The organism is Tundrisphaera lichenicola (assembly GCF_051175385.1).
Taxonomy (GTDB): domain Bacteria; phylum Planctomycetota; class Planctomycetia; order Isosphaerales; family Isosphaeraceae; genus Tundrisphaera; species Tundrisphaera lichenicola.
Window position 1 is genome coordinate 4,266,679 of sequence record NZ_CP195106.1, and the last position, 12,919, is coordinate 4,279,597.

Annotated in this window: 9 protein-coding genes and 1 pseudogene; 3 read left to right on the plus strand and 7 right to left on the minus strand. The window is 64.7% G+C overall.

What is annotated here, in order from left to right; all coding sequences use genetic code 11:
* The first annotated feature begins 141 nt into the window (after positions 1–141).
* A complete protein-coding gene (locus tag P12x_RS16930) occupies positions 142–1,323 on the plus strand; it encodes an acetyl-CoA C-acetyltransferase (RefSeq protein ID WP_435005550.1) in 1,182 nt (393 codons plus the stop codon).
* 11 nt (positions 1,324–1,334) lie between these two features.
* Here the strand turns inward: P12x_RS16930 and P12x_RS16935 are convergent, their stop codons facing one another.
* The 5 genes from P12x_RS16935 to P12x_RS16955 are packed head-to-tail and all read right to left on the minus strand — an operon-like array spanning position 1,335 to position 7,345.
* Positions 1,335–3,137, minus strand: coding sequence for an acyl-CoA dehydrogenase family protein (locus P12x_RS16935; protein WP_435005552.1), 1,803 nt, complete (start codon positions 3,135–3,137; stop codon positions 1,335–1,337).
* 12 nt (positions 3,138–3,149) lie between these two features.
* Complete coding sequence (locus tag P12x_RS16940) at positions 3,150–3,917, minus strand: enoyl-CoA hydratase/isomerase family protein (protein ID WP_435005554.1); 768 nt, start codon at positions 3,915–3,917, stop codon at positions 3,150–3,152.
* A 12-nt stretch (positions 3,918–3,929) separates the two neighbouring features.
* Positions 3,930–4,295: an AtuA-related protein gene (locus tag P12x_RS16945; RefSeq protein WP_435005556.1), complete on the minus strand. Its 366-nt coding sequence runs from the start codon at positions 4,293–4,295 to the stop codon at positions 3,930–3,932.
* Between the two features lie 39 nt (positions 4,296–4,334).
* Positions 4,335–5,723: an acyclic terpene utilization AtuA family protein gene (locus P12x_RS16950; protein ID WP_435005558.1), complete on the minus strand. Its 1,389-nt coding sequence runs from the start codon at positions 5,721–5,723 to the stop codon at positions 4,335–4,337.
* Between the two features lie 14 nt (positions 5,724–5,737).
* Positions 5,738–7,345: an acyl-CoA carboxylase subunit beta gene (locus P12x_RS16955; RefSeq protein ID WP_435005559.1), complete on the minus strand. Its 1,608-nt coding sequence runs from the start codon at positions 7,343–7,345 to the stop codon at positions 5,738–5,740.
* Positions 7,346–7,677: 332 nt separating this feature from the next.
* Here P12x_RS16955 and P12x_RS16960 point away from each other — a divergent pair, with 332 nt between their 5' ends.
* Positions 7,678–7,869: a hypothetical protein gene (locus tag P12x_RS16960; RefSeq protein WP_435005561.1), complete on the plus strand. Its 192-nt coding sequence runs from the start codon at positions 7,678–7,680 to the stop codon at positions 7,867–7,869.
* An 18-nt stretch (positions 7,870–7,887) separates the two neighbouring features.
* Here the strand turns inward: P12x_RS16960 and P12x_RS16965 are convergent, their stop codons facing one another.
* Both P12x_RS16965 and P12x_RS16970 read right to left on the minus strand, forming a co-directional pair.
* The gene (locus P12x_RS16965; RefSeq protein WP_435005562.1) at positions 7,888–10,161 is read right to left on the minus strand and encodes a DEAD/DEAH box helicase; all 2,274 of its coding nucleotides are present in this window, start codon (positions 10,159–10,161) and stop codon (positions 7,888–7,890) included.
* 111 nt (positions 10,162–10,272) lie between these two features.
* Positions 10,273–11,508 carry a hypothetical protein gene (locus tag P12x_RS16970; protein ID WP_435005563.1) on the minus strand — a complete coding sequence of 412 codons (1,236 nt, stop codon included), beginning with the start codon at positions 11,506–11,508 and terminating at the stop codon, positions 10,273–10,275.
* A gap of 255 nt (positions 11,509–11,763) precedes the next feature.
* On the opposite strand from P12x_RS16970, the pseudogene dinB reads away from it, so the two are divergent.
* Positions 11,764–12,806: pseudogene (dinB, locus tag P12x_RS16975) on the plus strand (DNA polymerase IV).
* Positions 12,807–12,919 lie beyond the last annotated feature (113 nt).

A 12,919-nucleotide genomic window follows, 5' to 3' on the forward strand; every position in this document is an offset into this window, starting at 1 on the left:
TCGATGGAAGCGGGATTGGGCTCGATGGAAGCGGAGTGCACGACTTGATCGGAGTATAATTGTAAAGGGATCTCGATTCGCAAGAATTTCCGGAGTGTCCGAGGAAGGTGCCCCGAGCATCCACCCAGGGAGTGCCAAGTCATGGACATGCCCGTTATCCTGGCCGCGTCCCGGACCCCGATCGGGAAGTTTCGCGGTTCGCTCGCGGCCCTCACGGCGACCGAGCTCGGATCGTCGGCGATCTCGGCGGTGATCGACCGGGCGGGAATCGACCCCTCCGAGGTCGAGGAGGTCATCATGGGCCATGTCCTGACCGCAGGGGTCGGCCAGGCTCCGGCCCGGCAAGCGGCCCTCGGGGCCGGACTCCCGCCCACGGTCGCCGCACTCACCATCAACAAGGTCTGCGGTTCGGGCTTGAAAGCCGTCATGATCGCCGCCCAGGCGATCCGGTCGGGCGATGCCAGCCTGATCGTCGCCGGGGGGCAGGAGAGCATGAGCCGGGCCCCATTCCTGGCCCGAAGGGACGGGCCTCCCCTCGGAAACCGGGTCCTGATTGACTCCCTGATGCACGATGGACTCTCGTGCGCCCGGAGTGGAAAGGGCATGGGGCAGGTTGCCGACGAACTGGCCCGGAGGGACCTGATCTCTCGACGAGAACAGGACGAATTTGCACTGGAGAGCCACCGACGGGCGATCCTGGCCATGCACGAGGGGATCTTCAACGACGAGGTCGTGCCGGTCAGCGTCCCCGGACGGAAGGGACAATCCTCGGTTGTTTCGTCGGATGAGGGGCCGCAAGTCGACACGAGCCTGGATCGACTGGGCGCGTTGAGTCCCGCATTCGATCTCGAGGGTTCGGTGACGGCCGGGAATGCCTCGATGATCAGCGACGGTGCCGCCGCACTGTTCGTCGCGTCGTCGGAGGCCGCCAGCCGGCTCGGCAAGAGGCCTATCGCTCGGATCGTGGCCTCCGCGACCTCGGGGGTAGAGCCCGAAGACCTCTTCATCGCCCCCGTCTCGGCCATTCGGAAAGTCCTCATGTTGGCAGGTTTGCAGCTTTCGGAGATCGACCGATTCGAGCTGAACGAGGCGTTCGCCGTGCAGGTGCTCGCGTGTTCGCGGCGACTCGAACTCGATCACGATCGGGTCAACGTCAGGGGCGGAGCGATCGCGTTGGGCCACCCGATCGGGGCGAGCGGTTCCCGGGTCCTCGTGACGCTCCTCCACGAACTTCGGCGGTCTGGGGGGCGCTATGGTCTGGCCTCACTCTGCCTGGGCGGAGGCAATGCGGTGGCGTTGATCGTCGAACGGCTCGACTCCTGAGGTCGTCGTGGTCACGGCTCGCCGAGCGCGTCTCGCGACGCGGCCCTCGACAGCGCGTCCTCATTGTCATTCAAGCGACCGAGGTGTTCGCGAATCCGTCGTGCGGACGATTTCAGGAACAGCCTAGCGGCGTGGCCGGCCTCTCCTGCGGATCGATCTTGGTCGAGCATTCCGCTTAGCTCGGCGTCGTACCGGCTGAGGACGCAGGCCGAGGCATAGAGTTCCATGGCGGCCTGCGCGATCCGTTCGTGGACGAGTTGACGCTCGATGATCTCCTCGCGATGGCGAATCATGGCCCCCTTGACCGCGAGTCCGAATTGTCGGATCAGGCGGGCAAGTTCGCGAGCTTGCGGTCGCAACGAATCGGCTTGCACCGGTACATCCGGGGTCCTGAGCCAGTCTCCTGCCTGCTCGGCGGCAAACCGGCCGATTGTCCCTAGGTTGCCGAACGGTCGGGAAGCGGCATCTCGGACGTCTCGGAAATGCTCGCCGGGTCCTTTCATGCCGGCCATCGCGATGAAGGAGGTCAGGACCTCGTTGGCCCCCTCGCCGATCTGATTGATCCGTGCGTCTCGGAGGATCCGTTCCATCGGGTGGTCGGTGAAGTAGGCGGCCCCGCCGTGGATCTGGAAGGCGTCGTTGACGATCATCCAGAGGGCCTCGGTACTCCAGACCTTCAGCATGGCGGTCTCGAGCATGTAGTCGTCCAGTCCCCGATCGATCAGGCTGGCCGTGACCGTCGTCATCGCTTCCATCGCGTAGGTGGCCGCCGCCATCCGGGCGATCTTCGATCCGACCAACTCAAACTCGCCGAGTGTCCGGCCGAACTGCCGGCGCGACCGGGCGTGGCGGATCGCCAGGGCCAGGCAGGTCTTGGCCGAGCCGGTACAACAGGCACCGAAGGTCGTCCGGCCGAAGTCGAGGACCGTCAGCGCGACCTTGAGCCCCTTTCCGAGAGGGCCAAGGATGTTCTCCCTGGGGACCGGCATGTCCTCGAACGCGAGTTTCGCCGTGGCCGTACCTCGGATCCCGAGCTTCTCCATCCGGGGTTCGACGACCCGGAAGCCGGGCATGTCCGGCGAGACCAGGAAGGCCGTCACCGACGATTCGTCGCGGCCGGGTACGATCGTTCGGGCCATCACGGTGAGGACCTGGGCCAGGGCCCCGTTGGTGATGTAACGCTTCTGACCGTTCAAGATGTAGTGCGAGCCGTCCTCGCTGAGTGTGGCGGTGGTCTGCACGTTGGCCGCGTCGGAGCCGGCTTCGGGCTCGGTCAAGGCGAAGGCGGCCAGGTCCTCGCCGCGGATCATCGCGGGAAGCCATCGACGCTTCTGTTCTTCGGTCCCGAACAGGAGCAAGGCTCGCATCCCGATCGAGTGGTGGGCGTTGACGAAGATCGACGTCGAACTGCAGCGGGAGCCCAGCTCTTCGAGGATCTTGCAATAGGCCAACTGCGAGAATCCGCTTCCCCCCAACGTCTCCGGCGCGGTCATTCCCAGGATCCCAAGCCTCCCGAGGCCATCGATGACCGATCGGGGGATGTCGGCCTGGCGATCGATGCTCGACGGGTCGAGCGAGGCGTCGCAGAATCTCCGGAGCTCGCCGAGGGCGGCCTCGACTTTCGGCCGTTCCTCGGTCGAGAGCCGCGGGTAGGGAATCACCCAGTCGTCCACGAATCGACCCCAGAACAGGCCCTTGGCCACTCCGAGCCGCTGCGGGCCGGAGAAGAGGAGTTCCTCGGCTTGCTTGATCTGCTGCTCGCGGGTCCGAACTCGCTCGGCCTGGACATCGGTGGTCGTGTTCGTGGATGCCATGATCGGGACTCCTCACCCCCATCGGGGCTCGCGCTTCTCGAGGAACGCGGCGAGGCCCTCCCTCGCCTCCACGCCAATCCTGGCCTGGATGTGATACTCCAGGGCAATCTCGGATGCTTCGCGATCGACGGACGATCCAAGCGAGGCCAGTAGCTCTTTCGTACTCTGGACGGCCTGCGGTGCCCCTTGAAGGACCAGGCTTGCAATCCGCCTGGCCTCCTCGCGCAGGCAATTTCGGGCGACCACCCGATGGACCAGCCCCATCGAACGTGCCCGATTCGCGTCGATCGGCTCGGCCAGCAGGAATAACTCGCGGAGGTCGGCGTCCTTCAGCTTCTTCCTCAGGACCGTCGCGACCAGTGCGGGGACCAGTCCTCTGCGGACCTCGGGGAAGACGATCTTCAACTCCTCCGACACGATGGCGAAGTCGCACGCGGCCAGGAGGCCCGCCCCCCCGGCCGAAGCCACGCCGTGCGCCACGGCGATCGTGACCAGCGGCGTCGAGGCGATCAGGCTCAGGACTCGCCCGACCCCCTGGGCGGTCGACTCGGAGAAGGCCGGGTCCAGGGTCTCGTGGAGATCGAGCCCCGCGCAGAAGACCGGCCCTTCGCCCCGGAGGATCAGTACACGGCAACTCGTGTCGGCGGAGAGTTCCTCGATGGCGCCGACGATCTCGGCCATCAAGGCGTAATTCAAGGCGTTACGTCGGTCGGGCCGGTTCAGGACCAATTCGGCGATTCCTGGGCACGGCCGTTCGACCAGGAGTGTGCTCTCGGTCATGATCTCCTCGATTCAGTCGGCGGGCCATCTCCCCTCGGGGAGCATGATCGGCATCTCCAGGATCGCCTGCCCGAGAGCCTTGCCCTGGGAGTCGACCCGAGTTCCCCGACCGAGGATGCCCCTTAGAACGAAGTTCAAGGCACGAAGATTCGGTAATTCGTATCGATCGATGCCGATGACCCCCATCGGCTCGAAGTACTCGGCCACCCGCTCTGGGGTCAATTGGCCGACCAAGAGGTCATAGGCCGCCCGCGACTCGACGATGATCCCGATATTGGCACTCGTCCCCTTGTCGCCGCTCCGGGCGCGGGCGATCTCGCCGAGTCGGATGGGCTCGGTCCTGGGGTGTGCGGCCGGCTTGATGTCGAAGTCTTTCATTTCCAGGCCCTCACCATCGGTGGGACGAGATCGGGATGGTCATTCGTGGGTCGCAGTCATCAGGGTCGCGCGAGGCTTGACCAGGCTACGATCGATCAGGCAGGGCCAGTATCGGAAGAGCTGGTGGACCTTCGGCCTCCCCTCGGCATATCCGGTCGTGCCCGGCGGCCCGGCCGTGATCAGGGGCATGAGTTCCTTCGAGAACCGTTCGACGGCCTCCCTCGACTCGTCCGCCACGGCGATTCGAAGCACGACCTCCATCAACTCCGAGCGATCTAAACTCGAACGGACGCCGGGGACCACGTCACCCGCTCCAAGACACTCGACAGTCGCCTCGCGGAGTTCGTACCCGGCCTCTCCGACCCGGTCGAGGACGATCTCTCCGCAGCGTCGGGCCTTGGCGACGGCATTCCTGCCGAAGATCGTCAGTATCCCCTGGGCCCGATATCCGTCCCGGACGGTCGCGCTGACCTTGTAGGAAGTAGGAGCCGGTCCGCCGATCGCGCCGGTGACGGTCACCCGGTCGGCACCGACCTGCTCGACGTGGAGGCCCAGGAACGAGACGGTGGCGTCGGGGCTCAGGTATCGGGCGGGATCGCCAATCTCATAGATGAGTTGTTCCTTGACCGTCATCGCGGAGACCAGGCCGCCGGTCCCGACAGGTTTGGTCACGACGCAGTTACCGCCGGCATCCACCTCGACGATCGGGAAGCCGATATGGGCCGGATCGGGCACATCGAGCCAGTCGGTCGAGATTCCCCCGGTGACCTGGGTCCCGCACTCGATCAGGTGTCCGGCGATCGTGGCCCCGGCGATCCGATCGTATTCATCCCACTTCCAGCCAAACTCATGGACGCAAGGGCCGACAGTCATGCTCGGGTCGGCCACCCGACCGGTGATGACGATCCTGGCTCCCATGGCCAGCGCTTCCACGATCGCCGACGCGCCGATGTAGGCATTGGCCGTGACCAGCCGGTCGAGGACGTCCGAGATGGGGCGCCCATCGTCGAGATTGGAGGATAGCTCGGATGTCGCGCCGGATCCGTCGGAGCCCTCGAGGACCGACAGGACGTCGTCACCTTCGACGATCCCGATAGGCATCGGCCCAACGCCGGACTCGCGGAGCACGCGGGCGCAGGCCCGGGCGCAGCCTTCGGGATTGAGGCCGCCGGCATTGGTAATCAGGCGGCATCCCCCCCCGTCTCGCCAGTAAGGGGCGAGCGAGCGGACGACCTCGACGAAATCTCGGGCGTAGCCGAGCGAAGGGTCTCGATCGCGCTGGATGGCCAGGATCGAGAGCGAGACCTCGGCGAGATAATCGGAGGTGAGGTAGTCCAGTTCGGGCTCCCGGGCGAGCATCTCGGCGGCCGCATCGGCGCGGTCGCCCCAGAAGCCCTGGGCATTGCCGATCCGGATGGGTCGAGTCATGGGAGTCCCTCCGATCAGACCTGGAGCACGCCGGTCCGGAAGGATCCCGGATCGCGATGGGACGGGATCGACCGGAGTGCCAGGTCGAGCCATCGTCGAGTCTCGTGCGGGGGGATGATCGCATCGACCCAGCCCCGGGCCGCCCCATAGCGGATATCGCTCTGGGCCTCGTATTGCGACCGGATCGTCTCTCTCATACTCTGGACTTCCGCGTCGCCCAACGGCCGCCCCTCACGCTCGGCGGCCCGGATCCGGAGGCTCAGGAGGGTTTCGGATGCCTGGTCTGGGCCCATCACCGCGTAACGGGCGTTGGGCCAGGCCAGGATCAGCCAGGGGTCGTACGCCTTGCCGCAGAGGGCGTAATTCCCCGCCCCGAACGAGCCCCCGACGATGATCGTGATTTTCGGGACCATCGAATTGCTGACCACGTTGACCAGCTTCGCCCCGGACCGGATGATCCCCGATCGCTCGGCGGCCTTGCCCACCATGAAACCCTGGACGTCCTGGATGAAGACCAGGGGGATCCCGGTCTGGTTGCAGTCCATGACGAATCGGGCGGCCTTTTCAACACTGTCGGGGTAGAGTACGCCGCCAATCTGTAACTCGCCCGCACCCGAGCTGCAACGGCCTCGTTGATTGGCGACGATCCCGACCGGTCGGCCTCCGATCCTGGCGTACATGGTGACGAGCGTCGGCCCGTACTCAGCCTTGTACTCCTGCACGGAATCGCGGTCGACGACGTGACTCAAGAGGTCTCGGACGTCGTAAACCGACCTCCCATCACCCGAATCGATCTCGTAGATCTCCTCCGGATCGCGAGCGGGCTCGGCGGCCGCGATCGATCGATCCGGGACGGATCCGCGATCGTCGGAGGGTAGCAACGCGAAGAGTGAGCGGAGCCTCCGGAGGCAGCTCGGGTCGTCCGGTTCGCGGAAGTCGACGGTCCCGCTGATGGCGGAGTGCATCGCGGCACCGCCGAGATCCTCGGGGGCGACGTCCTGCCCGATCGCCGCCTTGACCAACGCTGGGGCGGCCAGATAGAGGTGGCTACCCTCGGTCATCAGGACCATGTCGCAGAGCACCGGCAAGTAAGCCCCGCCCGCGACGCAGCTTCCCATGATGGCCGCGTACTGGGGGATTCCGGCGGCCGAGAAGACCGCATTATTACGGAAGATCCGGCCGAAGTCGTCCTCATCCGGGAAGATCTCATCCTGGAGCGGGAGGAAGACCCCCGCCGAGTCGACCAGGTAGACCACCGGGAGCCGGAAAAGCCAGGCGATTCGCTGGAGCCGCAGGACTTTCTTCACCGACTGCGGGAACATCGCCCCGGCCTTCACCGTGGCATCATTGGCGATGACCAAGCACGGTCGCCCCTCGATCGTCCCGATTCCCCCGATCACCCCCGCCGCGGGAACATCGCCCCATTCGGAGTACATCTTGTACGCCGACCAGAGCCCCAGTTCGAAGAACCCTCCGTCCTCGTCGAGTAGCGAAGCGATCCGTTCTCGGGCCGTCAGGCGACCAAGCCGCCGCTGACGGGCGATGCCTTCGGCCCCGCCTCCTAGCCGGAGTTCATCCTCCTGGGCCAGGAGTGTTCGACTCCGATCCCGGATCTGTAGCATCGCTAGTAACCCGATCGCATGCGGGTGCGGCGACGTTCGTCAATCGATCGACGAAGGCCTGCCGGGAGAAGTGGAGACGGAAAGGGAGATTCGATCTCCCGGGCACGACCCCCCGTCCTTCACCTCTATTTCGAACTATACGCGTCTTGGACGCCAGAATCCACCTCGGTCCGGATGATCAAGGCTCGGGGGAAGACGATAGGAGCTAAGCATTCGAGGCCGGAGGATCAGGCGACCCGGGAGGTACGTCATGGGAGTCGAGTGGACCCGGGGCATAAGCCGTCCGTTCTTGCTGGGCTGCGGCGGGGAGTGCGGCCTCTGATGGCCTGGCCGTGCTACGGGAGCCGGCCGGGATCGACGACTCGCTCCTGTTCCGCACCCTGGCGGTGCTCCCCTTCCTTCGTCAGCCGGGACTCGATCCCTCGGCACGGGCCATGTTTCAGGAGTCGGGGGTCCAGCCCTACCTCGGCTGGACCCCCGCCCAGATCCAGTCCGGAGACAACCAACGATGCCGCTTCAACTAAACATACGGGGCGACGCACTCAGGTCACCCCGCCCGCAATCTTCTCCGCCTCGGCATCGATCATGTCGGGCTCGCCGATCTTCGCGATCAATTGATCGGTGCTGGTCGGGTCGACAACCCGGCAACTCTCGGTCAACTTCGCGGCCATCTCGTGCAGCTCGGACCGCCAGGCGAGAGTGGAGGGGTTGGCGTCGCCATCAAGAACGCATGCCCGTTCGAACTCGCCGCAGAGCATGATCATGCGCTGGATATGGCGGAAAATGATCCCCTCCTGCTTGGTCAGATCGAGGCTCGTCACGAACTTGTTGAAGTTGCCGCCGAACTCGATCAGCTCGCCGACGCACCAGAGCGGGTGAGAGCGGACATCGGTGATGTCGGGATAGCAGTGGTCGAAGTAGGACCGGAGCTTCTCCGCCAGGGTCGGCGGTCTCTTCTCCCAATCGTCATCATCGTCCTCTTCCGCTTCCTCGACTTTCGCGGCCATGAGGCCACGCTGGATCAACTCGGCGTCGAGCTTCGTGGTGGCAAGGGCTCCCGACTCCAGAAGCTTGAGCGGGACTCGGAGACGCTTCCGGACCGGGCCGGGTACCTCCAGGGCGCTCTCCATCGCTTGCACACGCTCGTCGGCATCGGCCCCGGCCAGGATCTCGGCCAGGTAGGCGCCGTAGAGGGGATGGATGCTCCGGAACGCCAGCAGTTTCGCCAGCGCGGGCGTCGGATGGGCCTGGGCCGGCGTGTAAGGCATCGGTGGCTGGCCGGCCTCCGGTGGCGCCGGAGGCTCGGGGCTCAGGGTCACGAATCCGCCGTCGCGCAGGGCCAGCAGCATCCGGTCGAGCGCCTTCTCGCCCGCCGCGATCCGCGGATCGTCCATCATCCGCTTGCGGACGGCGGCGCGGATGCCCTCGACTTCCGGCGAGACTTCGAGCAGATAGGCTAGCAACCGCCAGGGTAGCGGCCCCTTGCTGTAGAGCTTGCCGGGCGGGGCGGCCTGGAGCTGGTTGAAGTGCCCCTCGACCCAGTATTGCTCCGTCTCGCGACGCTTCGGCTTCTTCTTCTTGAGGGCCTTCTTCGCCTTCATCAGGCCCGGATCGCGGGTGTCCTCGGGGATGGCATCGTACTTCGCCTTCCACCTCAGGATGTCGACGTCGTCCGAGTGGGCCAGGGCGTAGACGAAGCCTTTGTCGTCGAACTGCGGCCGGCCGGCCCGGCCGAAGATCTGGTGGGCGATGCTGGGGTCGATCAGCTTCTTGGCGCCGAAGGGCCCTTTCACCAGCGACGAGAGCACCACCGAGCGTGCCGGGAGATTGATGCCGGCCGCCAGGGTCTCGGTGCAGACGACGACGGGGAGGAGTTTACGCTGGAAGAGATCCTCGACGACCAGGCGATACTTCGGCAAGAGCCCCGCGTGGTGGACGCCGACCCCTCGGTGGAGCAATCTTTTGAGCTTGGGGCCAGCTCCCTGGCTGAAGTCGACCGCGTTAACCCGGTCGTGCAGGTCCTTTTTCTTCTCATCGGACAGGTTGAGGTCCTTGCCCATGACGTTCTCGGCGACGCTCCAGCATTCCTCGCGATCGAAGCAGAAGACCAGGGCGGGGGTCCGAGGACCTTCTTCGTCACCGCCCGCCATCACGACGAGCTGCTCGTTGAGGAACTTGTCGGGCACCCATTCGTAGGTCAGCGGCACCCGGCGTTCCTTGCCCTCGACCAGCGCGATCTTGCGGTCGTGCTGCCTCGCCAGCCAGCCGACGAACTCGGCCGAGTTCCCGACCGTCGCCGAGAGCAAGAGCAGGCGGACGTGCTTGGGCAGCATGCCGAGCGACAGCTCCCAGACGATCCCGCGCTCCGTCTCGGCGAAGTTGTGAAACTCGTCCATGACGCAAGCCGTCACGTCGGAGAAGTCGGACCGGCTGAGCAAACGGTTGAGGAGGATCTCGGCCACGACGATGAGCACCGGGGCCTCGGGGTTGACCTTGCGGCTGCCGGTGACCAGCCCCACGTCCTCGCGGCGGAAGCCCCACTCGACCGCGCGGTCCTGCATTTCCTGGAATTTCTGCTCGGTCAGCGCGATCAGGGGCGTCGTGTAATAGGCGACCTTCCCCGTATGGAGCGCCTCGAAGAGGGCCGCCTCGGCGATCAGGGTCTTGCCCGTGCCCGTCGGCGCGCAGACGAGGACCCCCTGCTCGGACTCGAACCAGGCCGCTAGCGCGAGGTCCTGGACCGGGTAGGGCTCGAAGGGCAACTGGTCCACATACCGGACGTACAACTCGTCGCGCGTCGGAATTTCCAACGACATCGGCCCCATTCTCCCAGGCAGTTAGACAAGGACTTTATCGAAATTCTCTCGCACAGGTCCGGCGGAAGCCTGCCCTACGAGATGACCAGGCGATCCGGTCCGGTCGCTTAGCTATGGGTCGGCCTCAAACGCGAGGCCCCCTCGGCGCCAGTTGTTCGGACATCCAGGCGGCTCTGGAGTGTCGTCGTAAACGCCGACCCATTCGTTCGCCAGGTCGGAGTCGAAGAAGAGAATCCAGGATCGCTTGGGCAATCCTCCCACCTGCAGACGCTCGCGAATCGAGGTGATCGCTACCGGGACGTCGGTGAGGGCCAGGTCGATGTAGGCGTAACGCAGACCCATCCCTCCGCCTACCTGGCAACCGAGCCCGCGAGGGATCAGCGCCTCGTCGAGAGCGTCTTCGATGTCACCCTTGTCGGTAAACTTCGAGTTGCCGAGTCCTTCGGCTCCATCGATCTTCAGGTAGCAAAACGTCTCGCCGCACCGCGTGAAGCGTTCGGAATCGAACGGACTCCCGGAGTGGGCCGCGATCCACATCGCAGGATTGGGGGGCTTTCCGACGAAGAGGTCGGCCTGACCATAAAAGTCATCGGCCGGCTCGGGCTCGAGCTTCCACATCGTCCACTCGGCCCCTCCCGCCCAATCATGGTGCGGGGTCGGTGGGAGCTGGTCTCGGATGCTCGCGATGGCGGCGTCTACCGTCTCCTTCAACCGGTCGAGCTTGATGGCGTGGCGCGGAACGCCGCGACCGGCGACCCCGGCCTTGGGATCGGGGCGAATCTCAATCGCCCCGATCCAGCGGTCTAGACAGTTTTCACCGAGGAGCGTTTCGGTTGCGACGAAAGCCGCGTTGAAGGCCGCCTCGTCCTCGGCGGTTTCGATGTTCGGCGAATAGTAGCAAAGGTCGATCAGCCGCTTGTCGCCGACTGAGGCTCTGACCAGGAAATCGTCGATGTCATAGGATGCACGACCACTGACCGTGGCTTGCGTCGACTCCAGATCTTCGGGGAGTCGCGCGTCGTAGAATTCCCAGCCCGTTATGGACGGGGCGCGTTCGAGAATCTTATCGACCAGGGGCCGGAGTTCTCGCGCCGATTCGGGCGTCAGGACGAGCCGGTGGCCATCGCCGCAGACCGCCGGTCCGTATTCCCACATGATCTTGGGATGAATCGGGCGGAGATGGTCGTCCATCCACCGGGGTAAGTCCCATCGAGTCTCCTGATTGAAGAGACTCTTGAGTTCGCCCACCTTTCCCTCGAACGCTCGCCACCTGGCGTCGATCCTGGCGACGATCTCCTCGCGCTCGGCAGCCTCTTCGGCGTTTTCGTTGTAATAGATCCAGCGCAAAACGACCTCGCGGTGGGAAATGATAGCGTCGAAGCCGCATCGGTTTGCGTGGTGGAGAATTATAGCAAATTTGGCGTTGGCCAACCTCATTGGCCGATTTCGGCCATCGAACCTGGCGTTCGCACGTACACTGCTGGACATCCATGTGGTAAATTCTCGTGAGACTTTTCTACCCGTGGCAAAAAAGAACGGGCCACGCGGGAGATCGTGAACTTGGACGTCTCCAGGCAGCATCGAAAAATCATCCACATCGACATGGACGCTTTCTATGCGTCCGTCGAGCAGCGTGACGATCCCGAGCTTCGCGGCAAGCCGGTCGCCGTGGGAGGCTCGCGCGAGCGTGGCGTCGTGGCGGCTGCGAGCTACGAGGCTCGCAAGTTCGGTGTCCGCTCCGCCATGCCTTCCGTCACCGCGAGGCGGAAATGTACCGAGCTGATCTTCGTGAAGCCCCGGTTCGACGTCTACCGATCGGTCTCGCACCAGATCCGGGCGATCTTCGCCGAGTACACGCCCCTCATCGAGCCACTCTCGCTCGACGAGGCCTATCTCGACGTCACCGAGAACTTGAAGGCGATGCCTTCGGCCACCGAGATCGCCGAGGAGATCCGGGCGAAGATTCGCTCGGAGACGGGCCTCACCGCCTCCGCCGGAGTCTCCTACAACAAGTTCCTCGCGAAGATGGCCTCCGACGAGCGGAAGCCCGACGGGCTGTTCGTCATCACGCCGAGGCTGGGCCCGGCATTCGTCGAGAATCTACCTGTGGGGAAGTTCCACGGGATTGGCCCGGTGACGGCCGCGAAGATGAAAAGTCTGGGGATCCACCATGGCGGAGACCTGAGAAGCCAGACGCTGTCGTTCCTCCAGCAGCACTTCGGCAAGGCCGGCCCCTATTACTTCTCGCTCGCGCGGGGGATCGACGATCGCCCCGTCCGCTCGGACCGCGTTCGCAAGTCGATCGGCGCCGAGACGACCTTCCACGCCGACATATTCACGGCCGAGGAAGCTCGCGCCGCCCTCGATCCGCTGATCACCAAGGTATGGTCCTACTGCGAGGCTCGAAGATCCGGGGCCGGACGGCGACGCTCAAGGCCAAATATGCCGATTTCCAGCAGATCACCCGCAGCCGAAGCGTGGACGGGGCCATTGCATCGCGCACGTTGCTCGAGGAACTCGTGTCGGTGTTACTCGAGCCTCTCTTTCCCGTCTCCAAGGGTATTAGGCTCCTTGGCGTGACGGTGTCCTCACTCGACGTCGAGCAGGAGCCTCGCACTGCCCAGCAGCTACGACTACCGATCTGAGCAACCCATGAAGGATGTCACAAGGGAGGCGATCCGCGACAAGTTCGGACGAAGCATCGAATCGCATCCTTTTCTCTCGAACCCGACAAGTCGGAGTTCCGGGTTGGTCACCG

Excerpts from the sequence above, each read along its gene's own strand:
- P12x_RS16940 (WP_435005554.1), bottom strand. The coding sequence starts at position 3,917 with ATGACCGAGAGCACACTCCTGGTCGAACGGCCGTGCCCAGGAATCGCC.
- P12x_RS16965 (WP_435005562.1), bottom strand. The coding sequence starts at position 10,161 with ATGTCGTTGGAAATTCCGACGCGCGACGAGTTGTACGTCCGGTATGTG.
- P12x_RS16930 (WP_435005550.1), top strand. The coding sequence starts at position 142 with ATGGACATGCCCGTTATCCTGGCCGCGTCCCGGACCCCGATCGGGAAG.
- P12x_RS16955 (WP_435005559.1), bottom strand. The coding sequence starts at position 7,345 with ATGCTACAGATCCGGGATCGGAGTCGAACACTCCTGGCCCAGGAGGAT.
- P12x_RS16945 (WP_435005556.1), bottom strand. The coding sequence starts at position 4,295 with ATGAAAGACTTCGACATCAAGCCGGCCGCACACCCCAGGACCGAGCCC.
- P12x_RS16950 (WP_435005558.1), bottom strand. The coding sequence starts at position 5,723 with ATGACTCGACCCATCCGGATCGGCAATGCCCAGGGCTTCTGGGGCGAC.
- P12x_RS16935 (WP_435005552.1), bottom strand. The coding sequence starts at position 3,137 with ATGGCATCCACGAACACGACCACCGATGTCCAGGCCGAGCGAGTTCGG.